General features: G+C 67.5%; 14 protein-coding genes. 12 read left to right on the forward strand and 2 right to left on the reverse strand.

What is annotated here, in order from left to right; genetic code table 11:
• Nucleotides 1–72: 72 nt before the first annotated feature.
• Nucleotides 73–747 carry an HAD family hydrolase gene (locus H9Q09_RS11455; protein ID WP_187391133.1) on the reverse strand — a complete coding sequence of 225 codons (675 nt, stop codon included), beginning with the start codon at nt 745–747 and terminating at the stop codon, nt 73–75.
• Nucleotides 748–917: 170 nt separating this feature from the next.
• On the opposite strand from H9Q09_RS11455, the gene uraH reads away from it, so the two are divergent.
• The 10 genes from uraH to guaD all read left to right on the forward strand — a co-directional run bounded on the left by uraH (nt 918) and on the right by guaD (nt 13,574).
• Nucleotides 918–1,286: a hydroxyisourate hydrolase gene (gene uraH / locus H9Q09_RS11460; protein ID WP_187391134.1), complete on the forward strand. Its 369-nt coding sequence runs from the start codon at nt 918–920 to the stop codon at nt 1,284–1,286.
• Nucleotides 1,286–2,788 carry a xanthine dehydrogenase small subunit gene (gene xdhA / locus H9Q09_RS11465; RefSeq protein WP_187391135.1) on the forward strand — a complete coding sequence of 501 codons (1,503 nt, stop codon included), beginning with the start codon at nt 1,286–1,288 and terminating at the stop codon, nt 2,786–2,788. Before uraH ends, xdhA begins: the two co-directional genes overlap by 1 nt.
• Nucleotides 2,785–5,211 (forward strand): xanthine dehydrogenase molybdopterin binding subunit, encoded by a 2,427-nt coding sequence (xdhB, locus tag H9Q09_RS11470; RefSeq protein WP_187391136.1) that lies wholly within the window; start codon nt 2,785–2,787, stop codon nt 5,209–5,211. The genes xdhA and xdhB overlap by 4 nt, the downstream gene beginning before the upstream one ends.
• Nucleotides 5,208–6,083 (forward strand): xanthine dehydrogenase accessory protein XdhC, encoded by an 876-nt coding sequence (xdhC, locus tag H9Q09_RS11475; RefSeq protein WP_187391137.1) that lies wholly within the window; start codon nt 5,208–5,210, stop codon nt 6,081–6,083. The genes xdhB and xdhC overlap by 4 nt, the downstream gene beginning before the upstream one ends.
• An 11-nt stretch (nt 6,084–6,094) precedes the next feature.
• Nucleotides 6,095–7,636 carry an ABC transporter ATP-binding protein gene (locus H9Q09_RS11480; RefSeq protein ID WP_187391138.1) on the forward strand — a complete coding sequence of 514 codons (1,542 nt, stop codon included), beginning with the start codon at nt 6,095–6,097 and terminating at the stop codon, nt 7,634–7,636.
• Nucleotides 7,636–8,766 carry an ABC transporter permease gene (locus H9Q09_RS11485; RefSeq protein ID WP_187391139.1) on the forward strand — a complete coding sequence of 377 codons (1,131 nt, stop codon included), beginning with the start codon at nt 7,636–7,638 and terminating at the stop codon, nt 8,764–8,766. The genes H9Q09_RS11480 and H9Q09_RS11485 overlap by 1 nt, the downstream gene beginning before the upstream one ends.
• A complete protein-coding gene (locus H9Q09_RS11490) occupies nt 8,763–9,689 on the forward strand; it encodes an ABC transporter permease (RefSeq protein ID WP_187391140.1) in 927 nt (308 codons plus the stop codon). The genes H9Q09_RS11485 and H9Q09_RS11490 overlap by 4 nt, the downstream gene beginning before the upstream one ends.
• Before the next feature lie 31 nt (nt 9,690–9,720).
• Complete coding sequence (locus tag H9Q09_RS11495; protein ID WP_187391141.1) at nt 9,721–10,809, forward strand: BMP family ABC transporter substrate-binding protein; 1,089 nt, start codon at nt 9,721–9,723, stop codon at nt 10,807–10,809.
• A 114-nt stretch (nt 10,810–10,923) separates the two neighbouring features.
• Nucleotides 10,924–12,189: a urate hydroxylase PuuD gene (locus tag H9Q09_RS11500; RefSeq protein ID WP_187391142.1), complete on the forward strand. Its 1,266-nt coding sequence runs from the start codon at nt 10,924–10,926 to the stop codon at nt 12,187–12,189.
• Nucleotides 12,186–13,574 (forward strand): guanine deaminase, encoded by a 1,389-nt coding sequence (gene guaD / locus H9Q09_RS11505; RefSeq protein ID WP_187391143.1) that lies wholly within the window; start codon nt 12,186–12,188, stop codon nt 13,572–13,574. The genes H9Q09_RS11500 and guaD overlap by 4 nt, the downstream gene beginning before the upstream one ends.
• A gap of 22 nt (nt 13,575–13,596) precedes the next feature.
• Here guaD and H9Q09_RS11510 read toward each other — a convergent pair whose 3' ends face one another.
• A complete protein-coding gene (locus tag H9Q09_RS11510) occupies nt 13,597–14,097 on the reverse strand; it encodes an N-carbamoyl-L-amino acid amidohydrolase (protein ID WP_187391144.1) in 501 nt (166 codons plus the stop codon).
• A 93-nt stretch (nt 14,098–14,190) separates the two neighbouring features.
• Between H9Q09_RS11510 and H9Q09_RS11515 the strand changes: the two genes are divergently transcribed.
• Nucleotides 14,191–15,039: a fumarylacetoacetate hydrolase family protein gene (locus H9Q09_RS11515; RefSeq protein ID WP_187391145.1), complete on the forward strand. Its 849-nt coding sequence runs from the start codon at nt 14,191–14,193 to the stop codon at nt 15,037–15,039.
• 215 nt (nt 15,040–15,254) lie between these two features.
• A complete protein-coding gene (locus H9Q09_RS11520) occupies nt 15,255–17,294 on the forward strand; it encodes an alpha-1,4-glucan--maltose-1-phosphate maltosyltransferase (protein ID WP_210315323.1) in 2,040 nt (679 codons plus the stop codon).
• Nucleotides 17,295–17,304 lie beyond the last annotated feature (10 nt).

Raw genomic sequence — 17,304 nt, forward strand, 5'->3', positions numbered from 1 at the left:
TCCGTCAGTCTGCACAAGAGATAGCCCGAACCCGGTGGTCTCTGGAAGCGTCGGCGAGAGACGCCGCGAAGGTCAGCGGCGGCCGCCCACCTCGTCGATATGCAGCAGCATGTCGGCGGGGTCCTCGTAGACCCGGAAGGCGCCGGCCCGCTCCAGCTCGTTGGTGCCGTAACCGCCGGACAGCAGCCCGACGCCGAGCGCCCGGCAGCGCTGCGCGGCCAGCATGTCCCAGATCGAATCGCCGACGACGATGGTGGTGTCGGTCGCAACGCCCAGCTTCTCGGCCGCGGCGATGAACAGGTCCGGATCGGGCTTGGCGTATTTGACCAGGTCGCGGGTGATCACCGGCACCTTGTCCGGATCGACGCCGAGCCGGTCGAGATTGTGCCGCGCGGTCTCCATCCGGCCGCTGGTGGCGATCGCCCATTTGACGCCCGCCTCGGTCAGCGCCGCCAGGAGCTCCGTCGCGCCGGGCAGTGGCCGCACCATGTGGGCGTGCCGGCCATAGGCCTCCGCATGCAACTTGCGCAGGCGCTCCGAGGTCTCCTCGGTGATCTCGCGGTCGGTCTCGCGCAGCAGCTGGTTGGTGAACAGCCCGCCGCTCATGCCGATCTTGCGGTGGATGCGCCAGACCGACAGGGCGATGCCCTCCGAATCGAGCGCCTCCTGCCAGGCGATGACATGCTGGTAGACGCTGTCGACGAGGGTGCCGTCGAGGTCGAAGAGGAAGGCCGGTCCGTCACGCATGTTCTGGCTCCATTGGTGTCGGCCATCCCCGCGGAACGGCTGTCACGGGGGATGTGTGGCGCCAAGGCGCTGCGGCGAGTGGATTATTGTGCAGCGCCCCGCTTTACGGCTCCGCACCGGGCAGTGCAGGATGCTGACCGGATGGTCAAAAAAGCAATGGAACGGCCTCGATGGGCGAAGCAGATCAGGCGCGGCTGACGACGCATGTGCTGGATACGAGTCTCGGTCGTCCCGGCTCCAGCATCGCCGTGGCGCTGACCCGGCTCGGCCCGGACGGCAGCCGCACGCTGGTCTCCGAGGCGGTGACCAATGCCGACGGGCGCTGTGACGCGCCGCTGATGGCGGGCGAGGCCTTCGCGATCGGCGAATACGAGCTGGTCTTCGCCGCCGGCGCCTATTTCGATGCCATGGGCATCGACCTGCAGGAGCCGAAATTCCTCGGCGACGTGGTGCTGCGCTTCGGCATCGCCGAACGCACCCATTATCACGTGCCGCTGCTGCTCTCGCCCTTCGGCTATTCGACCTATCGGGGGAGCTGATGACGGCGATCTCCGCCCGGCCGATCCGCTTCGTGCTCAACGGCGAGGAACGCGCCGTCGAGGGCGTCGCGACGACGACGACGCTCCTGGAATATCTGCGCCGCACCGAGCGGCTGACCGGCACCAAGGAAGGCTGCGCCGAGGGCGATTGCGGCGCCTGCACGGTGCTTCTGGCCGAATCCGACGGGGCCGGCGGCCTGCATCGCCGGGCGGTGAACGCCTGCATCCAGTTTCTGCCGGCGATGAACGGGCGCGCCATCGAGACCGTGGAGCATATCGGGCGCGACAGGCCGCATCCGGTGCAGACCGCGATGGTCGAGCGTCACGGCAGCCAGTGCGGCTTCTGCACGCCGGGCTTCGTAATGCAGCTGCATGCGGGCTGGCTGACCGGCGCGATTTCGGACCGGGCATCGGTGAAGGATCTGATCGCCGGCAATCTGTGCCGCTGCACCGGCTACGGTCCGATCATCGATGCCGGGCTCGATCTGGCCGCCGAGCCGCTGCCAGACACACGGGCAGAGGACGCGGTGCTCTCCCGCCGCCTGCGCGTCATCGAGGGCGACGCGGTCTTTGCCTATGAGCAGGATGGGGGCCGCTGGTTCGCGCCGACCAATGTCGACGATCTCGCCGACCTCTATGCCGAGCATCCCGACGCCGTGCTCGTCGCCGGTGCGACCGATGTCGGGCTCTGGGTCACCAAGCAGCATCGTGAGCTGCCGACCCTGATCGACGTCAGCCATGTCCGCGACCTGCGGGTGATCGAGGAAGCCGGCGGCCGGGTCTATTTCGGCGCGGCGGTCACCCATCGCGAGGCCCGCGACATCCTCGCTGACATTCACCCGGATCTCGGCGAGATGCTGCGCCGCTTTGCCGGCTACCAGATCCGCAATGCCGGCACGGTCGGCGGCAACATCGCCAACGGCTCGCCCATCGGCGATCTGCCGCCCTGCCTGATCGCGCTCGGCGCGGTGCTGCATCTGCGCAAGGGCGACGATTTCCGCCAGGTGCCGCTGGAAGACTTCTTCCTCGAATATGGAAGGCAGGACCGCGCCAAGGGCGAGTTCGTCATCGCCGTCGAAGTGCCGCGGCTCGAGGACGGCCAGCGCTTCTTCGCCCACAAGATCTCCAAGCGGCTGGATTCCGACATCTCGGCGGTCATGGCCGCGTTCCGTCTGACGGTCGAAGGCGAGGGGCCGGGTGCCCGCGTCACCGAGGCGCGGCTGGCCTTCGGCGGCATGGCGGGCGTTCCCAGGCGCGCCGCGCGGGCGGAGGCGGCGCTGGTCGGGCAACCGCTTGGCCCCGACGCCATCGAGGCAGCCGTCGCGGCGCTGGCGGAGGATTTCACGCCGCTGACCGACATGCGGGCCTCGGCCGGATACCGGCTGAAGACCGCGCAGAACCTGTTGCGGCGCTTCCTGCTTCAGGAAGGGGGCGCGCCGCGCACCGGCCTGTCCGACGTGCAGCCGGAGACTGTTGGCGAAACGGTCGGTGCGGCCTCATGATCGATGAAACCCGCATCCAGGATCGCGGCGCGGCCGGCGAGCCGGCGCCCGCCGAACTCGGCGAGCAGCCGCCGGGCGAGGCCCGCGCCATCCGGGGCGGCGTCAGCGCGGCGCTCGCCCATGACAGCGGCGCCAAGCACGTCTCAGGCGCCGCCCGCTATATCGACGACGATCCGGAACTGCCGGGCACGCTCCAGATCTTCATCGCCATGTCCGAGCGCGCCCATGCCCGCATCCGGTCGATGGATCTCGACGCGGTGCGAGCCGCGCCGGGCGTTGTGGCGGTGCTGACGGCGGCGGATATCCCGGGCCAGAACGACTATTCGCCCGTCTTCGGCGACGATCCGATCTTCCCGCCGCTCGAAGGCGAGGGCGCCGTCGTCCAGTATGTCGGCCAGCCGATCTTCGCCGTCGCCGCCGAGACCTTGGCCCTGGCAAGGGCGGCGGCGAAATGCGCGACAGTCGCCTATGAGGATCTGCCGGCGGCGATCGACCTCGACGCGGCGATCGCCATGGCCGACGAGGCCGGCGAGGATCTGCTGCCGCCGCACGAGATGCGGCTCGGCGACGCCGAGGCGGTGCTCAAGACGGCCCATCAGCGCCTGCGCGGCCGGATCGAGATCGGCGGCCAGGACCATTTCTATCTGGAAGGTCAGATCGCCTCTGCGATCCCGGGCGAGGACGGCGACGTGCTGGTGCGCTCATCGACCCAGCATCCCTCGGAGGTCCAGCACAACGTCGCCAAGATGCTCGGGATTCCCGACCATGCGGTGACTGTCGAGGTGCGGCGCATGGGCGGCGGCTTCGGCGGCAAGGAAAGCCAGCCGGCGCTGTTCGCCGCCGTCGCGGCGCTGGTGGCGGTGAAGACCGGCCGGCCGGCCAAATGCCGGCTCGACCGCGACGACGACATGGTCATGACCGGCAAGCGCCACGAGGTGCGGATCGAGTACGATCTCGGCTTCGACGCCGATGGCCGGATCGAAGCCGTCGATTTCGCCCATTTCGTGCGCTGCGGCTATTCCAAGGACCTGTCCGCGGCGATTGCCGACCGGGCGATGTTCCATGCCGACAACGCCTATGCGCTGCCCGCCGCGCGCATCCATTCGCGGCGGCTGAAGACGCATACGGTCTCCAATACGGCGTTTCGCGGCTTCGGCGGTCCGCAGGGCATGATCGGCATCGAGCGCGCCATGGACCGGATCGCCTTTGCCACCGGTCTCGATCCGCTCGACGTGCGCAAGCGCAATGTCTATCCGGCGCCCGGCAGCGAAGCCGGCCCGGCATCGACGCCCTACCACATGCCGGTCACCGATTCGGTCATCGGCGAGATCCTCGACGAACTGGAGGCGAGCTGCGCCTATCGCGCCCGGCGCGAAAAGATCGCGGCCTTCAATGCCGCCAATCCGGTGCTGAAGAAGGGCCTCGCCCTGACGCCGGTGAAGTTCGGCATCTCCTTCACCACCAGCCATCTCAACCAGGCCGGCGCCCTCGTCCATGTCTACAAGGACGGCTCGGTGACGCTGAACCATGGCGGCACCGAGATGGGGCAGGGCCTGTTCACCAAGGTGGCGCAGGTCGTCGCCGAGGAATTCCAGATCGACATCGACCAGGTGAAGATCACCGGCACCACCACGGGCAAAGTCCCCAACACTTCGGCCACCGCCGCCTCGTCCGGCTCGGACCTCAACGGCATGGCGGCGCAGGCGGCCGCCCGCACCATCAAGGACCGGCTGATCGACTATGCCGTGGAGCGCTATCACGTGCCCCGCGACCAGGTCGTGTTCAAGGCCAACCGGGTGCGGATCGGCAATGCCGAGAAGCGCTTTTCCGATCTCGTCGGCGAGGCCTATCTGGCGCGCATCTCCCTGTCCTCGACGGGCTTCTACGCCACGCCGGGCATCAGCTACGATCGCGACAATGCCCGCGGCACGCCCTTCTATTACTTTGCCTATGGGGCGGCCTGTTCGGAAGTGGTGATCGATACGCTGACCGGCGAGTACCGGCTCTTGCGCACCGACATCCTCCACGATGTCGGCCGGTCACTGAACCCGGCCATCGACCGGGGCCAGATCGAGGGCGGCTTCATCCAGGGCATGGGCTGGCTGACCATGGAAGAACTCTGGTGGGACGACGCCGGACGGCTGAAGACCCATGCGCCGTCGACCTACAAGATCCCGACGGCCAATGACCGGCCGGACGATTTCCGCCTGGCGATCTGGGAGAAGGGCGAGAACCGTTCCGAGACGATCTATCGCTCCAAGGCCGTCGGCGAGCCGCCCTTCATGCTGGCGATCTCGGTGTTCTCTGCCCTGACCGATGCGATCATCGCGGCGGGTGACGGCCGGGCGTTCCCCGATCTCGACGTGCCGGCGACGCCCGAGCGGGTGCTGGCGGCGGTGGACAGTGTCAGGGGCGCGGCATGAGCCTCGCCGCGGCCCTGCGCGCGGCGCTTGCTGCGGGTGATCCGGCCGTTCTCGTCACGGTGATGGAGGTCCGCGGCTCGACCCCGCGCGAAGCCGGCGCGGCGATGCTGGTCACCGCCGACGGCATGGCCGGCACGATCGGCGGCGGGCGGCTGGAATTCGAGGCCATCGAACGCGCCCGCATGATGCTGGAGGCCGGCGAGGATACGGCCGTCATGGACGTGCCCCTCGGCCCGGAGATCGGCCAGTGCTGCGGCGGCCGCGTCCGGCTCGACCTCGCCCGCGCCGACGATGCCACGCTGCAGGCCTTGACGAGGGATGACGAAGCCCGGCGCGCGGCCCAGCCGACCGTGCTGATCTTCGGTGCCGGCCATACCGGGCGCGCGCTGGCGACGGCGCTGGCGCTGCTGCCCTTCTCGGTGCGGCTCCTCGATAGCCGGCCGGAGACGCTGCACGGCCTGCCCGACACCATCGCGACCGTCGCGGCCGCCCTGCCCGAGGCCGAAGTGGACGCCGCACCGCCGGGCGCCGCCTATGTGGTGATGACCCACGAGCACTCGCTGGACTTCCTGATTGCCGGCGCGGCGCTGGCGCGCGGCGATGCCGCCTATGTCGGTATGATCGGCTCGGCGACCAAGCGCGCGCGCCTGCGCCGCGATCTGGAGGCCGCCGGACGCGGTGGTGACATCGATCGGCTGACCTTGCCGATCGGCGGTGCTGCGGTGCGGGACAAGCGGCCCGAAGTGATCGCCGCGCTGACGGCTGCCGAGCTGGCGACCTGCCTGCTTTCCAGTCAACAGGAAATAGTGATCGATCGCTTTGCAGCTGCGTCTGCGCGGTGCAATAGTGCGCCAGTCCGATCAACGAGGTGACCCACTCCGCCATGGCGCCACGGCTGCAGCTTTCCGGTATCACGAAGCGCTTTCCGGGCGTTGTCGCCAACGAGGCGGTGTCGTTTTCCGTGGCGCCCGGAGAGATTCATGCCCTCCTGGGTGAGAACGGCGCCGGCAAGTCGACCCTCGTCAAGATCATCTACGGCGTGCAGAAGGCAGACGAGGGCGAGATCGCCTTCGACGACCACGCGGTATCCATCGACTCGCCGCGCGAGGCGCGGGCGCTCGGCATCGGCATGGTGTTCCAGCATTTCTCGCTGTTCGAGGCGATGACGGTGCTGGAGAACATCGCGCTGGGCATGGACAATCCGCCGCCGCGCCGCGAACTGGAGGCCGCGGTCCGCGACGTCCTTGAGACCTACAAGCTGACCCTCGACCCGCACCGCTACGTCCACACCCTGTCGGTGGGCGAGCGCCAGCGCATCGAGATCGTGCGGGCGCTGCTGCAGCGCCCGAAGCTGCTGATCATGGACGAGCCCACCTCGGTGCTCACGCCCCAGGAGGTGGAGCAGCTCTTCGACACGCTGCGGCGCCTCGCCTCCGAGGGCTGCTCGATCCTCTACATTTCCCACAAGCTGCACGAGATCAAGGAACTCTGCGAGTCGGCGACCATCCTGCGCGGCGGCAAGGTGGTGGCCACCTGCGATCCGCGTGCGGAATCGGCGCGCTCCATGGCCGAGCTGATGATCGGCGGCAGCCTGAAGGATTTGGCGCCGCGCGAAGGCGAATGCTCCGGCGCCAACCGGCTGGTGGTCGAAGCCCTGTCGATGGCCGGCGAGCCGCCTTTCGGCACCAGCCTTGCCGACGTCTCCTTCGCAGTGCGGGCCGGCGAGATCTTCGGCATCGCCGGCGTCGCGGGCAACGGCCAGAACGAGCTTCTCTCGGCATTGTCGGGCGAACGCGCCGACTATGAGGGCGGGGCGATCACCCTCGACGATACGCCGATCACCCGCCTCTCGGTGACCGCGCGCCGTGTCGCCGGTCTGGCGACCCTGCCGGAAGAACGCAACGGCCATGCCGCCGTGCCCGGGCTCTCGCTCGCCGAGAACGCCATCCTGTCGGCGCGCCGGCGCAAGGGGCTGGTGTCGGGCGGCATCATCCGCGCCGGGGCCGCGCGCCGCTTCGCCGCCGCGGTCATCGACGCCTTTTCGGTGAAGGCCACCGGTCCGGCGGCCTCGGCCGCCAGCCTGTCCGGCGGCAATCTGCAGAAATTCGTCATGGGCCGGGAGATCATGCAGGAGCCGGCGGTGCTGGTCGTCTCGCAGCCGACCTGGGGTGTCGACGCAGGCGCGGCCTCCTTCATCCGCCAGGCCATGGTCGATCTGGCCGGCAAGGGCACGGCGATCGTCGTGGTCAGTCAGGATCTCGACGAGCTTCTGGAATTCTGCGACCGCATGGCGGTCATCAATGGGGGACATCTGTCGGATGCGATGGAGGTGAAGGGCATTTCGGTCGAACGCGTCGGGCTGCTGATGGGCGGTGTCCATGGCGAGGCCGATCACCCGCCGGTCGGTGCGGAGCAAGCCGCCTGATGGCCTTCGTCCTCGAACCGCGGCGCGAGCCGAGCCGGGCCATGATGCTGGCCGCCCCGGTGATCGCCGTCGCCCTCACCCTCGTCGTCGGTGCGCTGCTGTTCACGCTGCTCGGCCACAATGGCGCGCTGGCGGTCTACGAGATCTTCGTGCGACCGCTGTTCAATCCCTATCGCTGGCAGGATCTGCTGGTGAAGGCCGCGCCGCTGGCAATCATCGCCACTGGCCTCGCCATCGGCTTTCGCGCCAATGTCTGGAACATCGGCGCCGAGGGGCAGTACATTCTCGGCGGCCTCGCTGGCACCGGCATCGCGCTCGCCACGCTCGATCTCGACGGCGGCTGGGTCCTGCCGCTGATGGTCGTCGCCGGCATCCTCGGCGGCATGGCCTGGGCGGCGGTGCCGGCCTTTCTCAAGACGCGGATGAACGTCAACGAGATCCTGTCGAGCCTGATGCTCAACTACGTGGCGATCCAGCTCCTGTATTATCTGATGCGCGGGCCGTGGAAGGACCCGATGGGTTTCAACTTCCCCCAGACGGCGATGTTCTCCTCGGCACAGACGCTGCCCGTCGCCGTGCCGGGCACGCTGATCCATCTCGGCATCCCGATCGCCGCGGCGCTGGCCCTGACCGCCTGGTTCCTGATCGCCCGGTCGATCACCGGCTTCCAGATCCGCGTCGTCGGCCTTGCCCCGCGCGCGGCGCGCTATGGCGGCTTCCGGCAATCCTCCACCGTCTGGCTGGCGCTGATGGTCGGCGGCGGCATGGCCGGGCTCGCCGGCATCCTCGAGGCCAGCGGTCCCTTCGGCCAGATGGTCCCGCAATTTCCCACCGGCTACGGCTACACGGCGATCATCGTCGCCTTTCTCGGCCGGCTCAATCCGCTCGGCATCCTGCTCGCCGCGCTGGTGCTGGCGCTGACCTATGTCGGCGGGGAGAGCGCCCAGACGGCGCTCGGCCTGCCGTCGGCGGCCGCTGGCGTCTTCCAGGCGATGATGCTGTTCTTCCTGCTGGCGACGGACATCCTCGTGCGCTACCGGCTGGCGTGGCGTCGGCCAGCCGCCGGCCATCCGCTGCCGGCGGCAGGGCAGGGCGCAACCAAGACCCGCGCGGAGGCCGCGACCGCATGACCCTTGCGCTGTTCATCACCATCCTGATGACGGTCGCCGCCGCCGCGACCCCGCTGTTGATCGCGGCGCTCGGCGAACTCGTCGTCGAGAAGTCCGGCGTCCTCAATCTCGGCGTCGAGGGCATGATGCTGATCGGCGCCGTCACCGGCTTCGCGGTCGCCTCGGTCACCGGCGTGCCGGCGGTGGGCGCGGTCGCCGCCATGGGCGCAGGCGCGCTCGCGGCGCTGATCTTCGCCGTCCTGACCCTGAGCCTGATGGCCAACCAGGTCGCGACGGGACTGGCCCTGACGATCTTCGGCACCGGCGTCTCGGCGCTGCTCGGCGCACCCTATGTCGGCATCACCACGACGCCGCTCGGCCCGGTCTTTCCGGACGCGCTGTCGGCGGACCCGATCTGGCGGATCCTCTTCGGCCATTCGCCGCTGGTCTATGCCGGGCTTCTCCTGACGCTCGGCGTGTGGTGGTTTCTCAAGCACAGCCGGCCGGGGCTGATCCTGCGCGCCGTCGGCGAGAGCGACAGCGCCGCCCATTCGATCGGCTATCCGGTGCTGAAGATCCGCTATCTGGCGGTGCTGTTCGGCGGCGCCATGGCGGGTCTCGGCGGCTGCTATTATTCGCTGGTGCTGACGCCGATGTGGGCCGAGCGGCTGACCGCCGGGCGCGGCTGGATCGCCATCGCGCTGGTGGTCTTCGCCTCCTGGCGACCGGGCCGGGTGCTGGCCGGGGCCTATCTCTTCGGCGCGGTGATCACGCTGGAGTTGCAGGCCAAGGCGGCCGGGCTCAATTTCTTCGCGCCCGAGCTTCTGGCGAGCCTTCCCTATCTGGCGACGGTGCTCGTCCTGGCGATCATCTCCGCCGGCCGGCGCGGGGCCGGTACGGCGGCGCCGGCCTGTCTCGGCCAACCCTTCAGGGCCAGTGCCTGAACCCGTTCACGAACACGAAAAGGAGTCCCAGATGTTCGACACCACCAGACGCCGACTGATGGCCGGAGCCGTCGGGCTCGCCGCCGCCGCATCCTTCGCCCTGCCGGCCTTCGCGCAGGACGGCAAGGACACCGTCAAGGCCGCCTTCGTCTATGTCGGTCCGATCGGCGATTTCGGCTGGACCTACGCCCACGACCAGGGCCGCAAATATCTCGAGGAGAAGCTCGGCGACAAGGTCGAGACCTCCTATGTCGAGAACGTCGCCGAGGGGCCGGACGCCGAGCGCGTCATCCGCCAGCTCGCCCAGGAAGGCAACGACATCATCTTCACGACGTCGTTCGGCTTCATGAACCCGACCATCAAGGTGGCCAAGCGGTTCCCGGACGTGAAGTTCGAGCACGCGACCGGCTACCAGACCGGCTCGGACAACATGGGCCTGTACAATTCGCGCTTCTATCAGGGCCGCGCCGTGCTCGGCACGATCGCCGGCATGATGTCGGAGACGGGCAAGGCCGGCTACATCGCCTCCTTCCCGATCCCCGAGGTGGTGATGGGCATCAACGCCTTCACCCTGGCGGCCCGCAAGGTCAATCCGGAGTTCACCACCCAGGTCGTCTGGGTTTCGTCCTGGTACGACCCGGCCAAGGAAGCCGACGCCGCCAAGGCGCTGCTGAGCCAGGGCGCCGACGTCATCACCCAGCACACCGACTCGCCGGCTCCGCTGCAGGCCGCCGAAGAGGCCGGCGCCATCGCCTTCGGCCAGGCCTGGGACATGACCAGCTTCGCGCCGAACGCCCACATGACCGCGATCGTCGACCAGTGGGGTCCGTATTACGTCAAGCGGGTCGAGGCGCTGCTGGACGGCACCTGGGAAGCCGACAATGTCTGGCTCGGCATGGCCGAGGGCGAGGTCGAGATGGGCCCGTTCAACGACAAGATGCCCGATGACGTGAAGGCCGCCGCCCAGAAGATCGTCGACGAGACCAAGGCCGGCAATTACGAGATCTTCACCGGACCGATCAAGGATCAGGCCGGCGAGGAGCGCGCTGCCGAGGGTGAGGTCATCCCCGACGGCGACCTCCTCAAGATGGATTGGTATGTCGAGGGCGTGCAGAACTGATCACGCCTTGAGTTGCGGAGCGGTCCCGTCGCGGACCGTTCCGGCCAGCCTGTCGGCGGCGGAGCGTCCCTGTGGACCTTTCGCCGCCGTTTTCACGTAAGGGACGTTTCGCCGATGTGGACCTATTTCGCCGAATGGCTGGGCTTCGCCGTGCGTTGGGTGCATGTGATCACCGCTATCGCGTGGATCGGCTCGTCCTTCTATTTCATCGCCCTCGATCTCGGCCTCAGGCGCTCGCGTGAGCTGCCGGAAGGCGTCGGCGGCGAGGCCTGGCAGGTGCATGGCGGCGGCTTCTACCATGTGCAGAAATACATGGTCGCGCCGGGCCACATGCCCGAGGATCTGACCTGGTTCAAATGGGAGAGCTACGCCACCTGGCTGTCGGGCGCGGCGCTCCTGTTCCTGGTCTATTACGTCGGGGCCGAGTTCTATCTGATCGACCCGAGCCGCGCCGACCTGCCGGTCTGGGGCGCGACGGCCATCGGTATCGGCGGACTGGCGCTTGGCTGGCTGGTCTATGACGGTCTCTGCAAGTCGCCGCTGAAGAACAACGACACGGCGCTGCTGGCGGCGCTCTTCGTCTATGTGGTGCTGGCGAGCTATCTCTTCGCGCAGGTGTTTTCCGGCCGCGGCGCCATGCTCCACACCGGCGCGATGATCGCAACGATCATGACCGCCAACGTCTTCCTGACCATCATCCCGAACCAGACGATCGTCGTCGCCGACCTTAAGGCAGGGCGCACGCCGGAGGCGCGGCTGGGCAAGGAAGCCAAGCAGCGCTCGCTGCACAACAACTACCTGACCCTGCCGGTCATCTTCCTGATGCTCTCCAACCACTACCCGCTGGCCTTCGCCACCGAATGGAACTGGGCGATCGCCGGGCTGGTGCTCCTCATCGGTGCGGTGATCAGGCATTTCTTCAACACCATGCATGCGACCGGCCGGCAGCTCTGGTGGTGCTGGGCCGTCGCCGGCATGCTGTTTGCCGCCGTCATCACCCTGTCCGGTGCGCCCGGCTGGAGCAACGAACCCGCCGCTGCCGCCGAGGAGAGCGCCGCCCGCCGCTGGGACGGCGACCCGCAGCTGGCGCTGGCGGCCTCGCCCCATTTCGAGGACGCGCAGGCCATCGTCATGGCGCGCTGCTCCATGTGCCATGCCGACGAACCGCTCTGGCCCGGCATCGGCCACGCGCCCGGCAATGTGCGGCTGGAAACGGCCGACGAGATCATCCACTTCGCGCCGCTGATCGAGCGGCAGGCGGTGCGCAGCCATGCCATGCCGCCCGGCAACGTCACCGGTCTCGAGCCGGCCGAGCGCGAGACGCTGGCAGCCTGGATCGCCTCGGGTTCCGGCCTCTATGTGGCGGGAGCCTCGCGGTGAAGCGCCCCGGTGGCGGCACCGCGCTCCGGGCGCGGCTTCTGTGGTTCGACGCCGATCCGGCCGAGGAGGGCGAGGCCCGTGCCGTGCGCTATGTCGCCGACGGCATCGTCGTCGTCGAGAACGGCGTCATCCGCGAAGTGGGCGAGGCGGCCGATATCCTGCGCCGGTTGTCGCCCGACACGACCCTCGTCGACCACCGTCCGCATCTGCTGATGCCGGGCTTCATCGACCCGCACCTGCACATGCCCCAGACCCAGGTCATCGCCTCCTATGGCACCGAGCTGATGGAATGGCTGACGAAATACACCTTCCCGGAGGAAAGCCGCTACGGCGATCCGGTCGTCGCCGAGGCCGCCTCGCGCTTCCTGTTCGACGAATTGCTGGCCAACGGCACCACCACCGCCGGGGTCTATTGCACCAGCCATCCCGAAAGCGTCGACGCCTTCTTCGCCGAGGCCGGACGGCGCGGCATGCGCATGGTCGCCGGCAAGGTGATGATGGATCGCAACGCCCCCGCGGCGCTGCTCGACACGGCCGAGACCGGCTACCAGCAGTCCAAGGCGCTGATCGAGCGCTGGCATGGCAAGGGCCGGCTCGACTACGCCATCACGCCGCGCTTCGCGCCGACCTCCACCGAGGCGCAGCTGGAAGCCTGCGAGACGCTGGCGGGCGAGTATCCCGAGCTGCATATCCAGACGCATCTGTCCGAGAACGCCGCCGAGATCGCCTTCGTGCGCGAGGCGTTTGCCTGGTCCAAGGACTATACCGAGGTCTATGAGCGCTACGGCCTCGTGCGGCCGAAGGCGATGTTCGGCCATTGCATCCATCTGTCCGAGCGCGAGCGCGGCGCCTTGGCGGCGGGTGGGGCGACGGCGGTGTTTTGCCCGACCTCGAACCTGTTCCTCGGCTCCGGCCTGTTCGATCTCGCCGGCATGCGCGAGGCCGGCATCCTTTCCGGCATCGCGACCGATATTGGCGGCGGCACCAGCTATTCCATGCTGCGGACCGCGTCCGAGGGCTACAAGGTGCTCGCCCTTGCCGGCCAGCGCCTGCCGGCCTTCGACGCCTTCCATATGCTGACCGCCGGCAACGCGGCCGCCATGGGCCTCGACAATCGCATCGGCCGGATCGCGCCGGGCATGGAGGCCGATTTCGTCGTTCTCGACAGCCACGCGACCGCCGCCATGCGCCGGCGCATGGAGCGGGTCGAGACGCTGGAAGAGGAGCTCTTCGCGCTGATCGTCCTCGGCGACGACCGGGCGACGGTCGCGACCTATGTCGAGGGCCGCCGTGCCTATGATCGCGGGTCGCCCGCACGCACGCTGCCGCCGCGCGCCGATCTGGCAGCTCCGTTGGGGGGCGACCGAGGTGAGACCGCGCAATAGCAGTCGCGTCGGTGCAGATTGTTCATTGCGACCCGATCATTGCGGCGAGGAATGCCGCCACCGCACCGATCGACGCACCTACCAGCGACATAACCAAGGGGATCCACCAGCGGCGGTCCCGCTTTTCCTCAACCGCATTCCGGTGCAGGCTGATAGCGATATCCATTAGAGTTTCGCATTCGGAACTGTTCAAAGGTAAGCGAGATACTTGGTTCTTCTTCTCATCCGTGTAGCTGTAGAATTCTTCCCTTGTAATGGTCGCCTCTTTGAGAAGATCGAACCGCTTAGGACGCTGGCGTCTGACAACAAGCGACACGCGCTTCCGCGCCGAGTCAAAGCGGAAGAACTCCGGATGATCCTCGAAAACGCGCACCCAATGTTCAGATTGCGATTTATCGCCGTTGATGCGATCGGCCCAACAGGCCGGTGACATCTTGTAGGACTTGTAGGTTCCCATCGTCTGAATGGCCGCAATGACATCACTCAAACGTCCGTCGACGAGGTATGCAGATCGCTTATCCATGGCGCAGCCGTTGAGAACGAGTTCCAGAAGGCTAGCTGATGAGAACGGAAGTGTAACCCGAGACACTATGGTTGCACAGCAGAGGAACATCGGATGCGACTGGTACGATACGGCGAGGCCGGCAACGAGAAGCCGGGACTGATCGACGACGATCACGTGCTGCGGGATCTGTCGGAGGATGTCGGCGACATCGCCGGCGAGTTTCTCGGCCGGGCCCAGATGGAGCGGATCCGGGCGATCGACCCCAAGAGCCTCGCCAAGGCCGACCCGTCGCACCGCATCGGCTCGCCCGTCGGCCGGGTCGGCAATTTCATTGCGGTCGGGCTCAACTACAGCGACCACGCCAAGGAAACCGGCGCCGATATCCCGAAGGAGCCGATCCTCTTCAACAAGGCGCCCTCCTGCATCGTCGGTCCCCATGACGACGTCGTCGTGCCGCGCGGCTCCGACAAGCTCGACTGGGAGGTCGAGATCGCCATCGTGATCGGCGACGAGGCGAGCTACGTCTCGGAAGCCGATGCGATGGATCACGTCGCCGGCTTCTGCCTCTGCCACGACGTTTCCGAGCGCAGCTTCCAGATCGAGCGCGGCGGCCAGTGGATGAAGGGCAAGAGCGCCCCGACCTTCGGCCCGCTCGGCCCCTGGCTGGTGACGCCCGACACGCTGGGCGACCCGCAGGCCGTCGATCTCTGGCTCGACGTCAATGGCGAGCGCATGCAGACCGGCTCCACCGCGACGATGATCTTCGGGGTCCGCACCCTGGTCTCCTACATCTCGCAATTCATGCGGCTGATGCCTGGCGACATCATCACCACCGGCACGCCGCCCGGTGTCGGCATGGGAATGAAACCGCCGGTCTTCCTGAAGCCGGGCGACATCGTCACCCTGGGCGGCACCCATCTGGGCGAGCAGCGCCAGACCATCCGCGCCGCCACCGCCTGACCGGGCCGTCCCGCCTGCAACGGATGCGGGGCGGGACGGAACATTGCGCCTGCAGGCGGCTTTCTTCTTCGACGGCGGCGATGCCCGGTCGCTTTGCCGTCACCGCGAAAGGAACCGCGGGAGAGGGGATCGATACCGCACCGGGCGCGTTTGTCGACTTCGATGCCGCCCTCCAATGTCGAGGGGACGGTTTTCCGATCTGGGGAAGGATTTTCATGGCCAAGGCAGTCCAGCCCGCGCGCGCATCCCGTACGTCCCGCAAGGCGGCAGAGGCTCCGACCGGCGAGGCGGCCCTCCTGGCGCTCGCGCAGAACCGCATCGCGATCGAGACGGTCACCCCGGAAATCGATGGCGGGCGTTTCGCGGTGAAGCGGCTGGAGGGCGAACCGCTGGTCGTCGAGGCGGACGTCTTTTCCGACGGCCATGACAAGATCGCCGCCGCCGTAATCTACGGGGCCGCCGATACCGAGGACTGGGACGAGACCCCGCTGATCTTCGTCGAGAACGATCGCTGGTCGGCCGAGATCGTCTTCGAGAAGCCGGGTCCGTATCGTTTCTCGGTCATTGCCTGGCGCGATCTGCACGCGACGTGGCGTGACGAGGCGAAGAAGAAGCGCGATGCCGGCAAGCTGACCGATCTGGAACTGACTGAGGGGCGCGAACTGGTTCGCGCGGCCCGCGAGTCCGGCCGGGGCACTGGGGCGCAACAGGACGGGATCTCGCGGCTGCACGAGAAGCTGGAAGCGTTGCAGGCCAAAGGCGACGCCGACGGCCAGTATCATCTGCTGCAGGACCCCGAGACGATCGCGCTGCTGGCCGTCGCCGGCCAGCGGACCAACCTCTCGCGCTATCCGGGCAACGTCCCGGTCTGGGTGGATCGCACGGCGGCGGGCTTCTCCGCCTGGTACGAGCTGTTCCCGCGCTCCCAGTCCGGCGATGTCGATCGCCACGGGACCTTCGACGACGTCATCGACCGCCTGCCCGACATCCAGGAGATGGGCTTCGACGTCCTCTATTTCCCGCCGATCCACCCCATCGGCACCGCCAACCGCAAGGGCCGCAACAACACCCTGACGCCCAGCCCGACCGATCCCGGCAGCCCCTATGCCATCGGTTCGCCCGAGGGCGGCCACGACGCCATCCATCCCGAGCTGGGCAATTTCGAGGATTTCGCCCGGCTGGTCTCGCGAGCGCGCGACCACGGGCTGGAGGTCGCCATCGACTTCGCCATCCAGTGCTCGCCCGACCATCCGTGGATCAGGGAGCATCCGGAATGGTTCGACTGGCGGCCGGACGGAACCATCAAATACGCCGAGAACCCGCCGAAGAAGTACGAGGACATCGTCAACGTCCATTTCTACCGCGGCGCGCTGCCGTCGATCTGGTACGCCCTGCGCGACATCGTGCTGTTCTGGCTGGACAAGGGCGTGCGGATCTTCCGCGTCGACAATCCGCACACCAAGCCGTTCCCCTTCTGGGAGTGGATGATCGCCGAGGTACGCCGCGTCGATCCCGGCGCGATCTTCCTCGCCGAGGCCTTCACCCGGCCGAAGGTGATGAAGCGGCTTGCCAAGGTCGGCTATAACCAGTCCTATTCCTACTTCACCTGGCGCAACACCAAGGCGGAGCTGGCCGAATATCTGACCGAACTGACGCAGGAAGAATGCGCCGAGTACATGCGGCCGAATTTCTTCGTCAACACGCCGGACATCAACCCGGTCTATCTGCAGGTCAGCGGCCGCCCCGGCTTCCAGACCCGGCTGGCGCTGGCGGCTTCGCTCGGCGGCAATTACGGCGTCTATTCCGGCTTCGAGCTGTGCGAATTCCTGCCCGTGCCGGGCAAGGAAGAATATCTCAACTCCGAGAAATACGAGATCCGCGCCTTCGACTGGAAGGCCGAGGGCAACATCCGCGAAGACATCGCCTTCTTCAACCGGATCCGCCGCGAGGAGCCGGCGCTGCAGGATTTCCGCAGCCTCGCCTTCTACAATTTCTGGAACGACCAGGTCCTCTATTACGGCAAGCGGACGCAGGATCGCTCCTCCTTCCTGCTGTTCCTCGTCAATCTCGATCCGCATTCGGCGCAGGGCGGTCACTTCGAGGTGCCGATGTGGGAGCTCGGATTGCCCGACGACGGCACGGTCCGGGTCACCGACATGGTCGACGGACGCGAGTTCGCCTGGCACGGCAAGATTCAGCACTGGTGGCTGAATCCGCAGGAACGGCCTTACGCGGTCTTCAAGATCTCACGCTGACACCAATCTT

Source organism: Aurantimonas sp. DM33-3 (assembly GCF_014334315.1).
Lineage (GTDB): Bacteria > Pseudomonadota > Alphaproteobacteria > Rhizobiales > Rhizobiaceae > Aurantimonas > Aurantimonas coralicida.

Bases quoted from the DNA above. Each gene is read 5' to 3' on its own strand.
- H9Q09_RS11455 (WP_187391133.1), bottom strand. From the start codon at position 747: ATGCGTGACGGACCGGCCTTCCTCTTCGACCTCGACGGCACCCTCGTC.
- uraH (WP_187391134.1), top strand. From the start codon at position 918: ATGGGCGAAGCAGATCAGGCGCGGCTGACGACGCATGTGCTGGATACG.
- xdhA (WP_187391135.1), top strand. From the start codon at position 1,286: ATGACGGCGATCTCCGCCCGGCCGATCCGCTTCGTGCTCAACGGCGAG.
- xdhB (WP_187391136.1), top strand. From the start codon at position 2,785: ATGATCGATGAAACCCGCATCCAGGATCGCGGCGCGGCCGGCGAGCCG.
- xdhC (WP_187391137.1), top strand. From the start codon at position 5,208: ATGAGCCTCGCCGCGGCCCTGCGCGCGGCGCTTGCTGCGGGTGATCCG.
- H9Q09_RS11480 (WP_187391138.1), top strand. From the start codon at position 6,095: ATGGCGCCACGGCTGCAGCTTTCCGGTATCACGAAGCGCTTTCCGGGC.
- H9Q09_RS11485 (WP_187391139.1), top strand. From the start codon at position 7,636: ATGGCCTTCGTCCTCGAACCGCGGCGCGAGCCGAGCCGGGCCATGATG.
- H9Q09_RS11490 (WP_187391140.1), top strand. From the start codon at position 8,763: ATGACCCTTGCGCTGTTCATCACCATCCTGATGACGGTCGCCGCCGCC.
- H9Q09_RS11495 (WP_187391141.1), top strand. From the start codon at position 9,721: ATGTTCGACACCACCAGACGCCGACTGATGGCCGGAGCCGTCGGGCTC.
- H9Q09_RS11500 (WP_187391142.1), top strand. From the start codon at position 10,924: ATGTGGACCTATTTCGCCGAATGGCTGGGCTTCGCCGTGCGTTGGGTG.
- H9Q09_RS11510 (WP_187391144.1), bottom strand. From the start codon at position 14,097: ATGGATAAGCGATCTGCATACCTCGTCGACGGACGTTTGAGTGATGTC.
- H9Q09_RS11515 (WP_187391145.1), top strand. From the start codon at position 14,191: ATGCGACTGGTACGATACGGCGAGGCCGGCAACGAGAAGCCGGGACTG.
- H9Q09_RS11520 (WP_210315323.1), top strand. From the start codon at position 15,255: ATGGCCAAGGCAGTCCAGCCCGCGCGCGCATCCCGTACGTCCCGCAAG.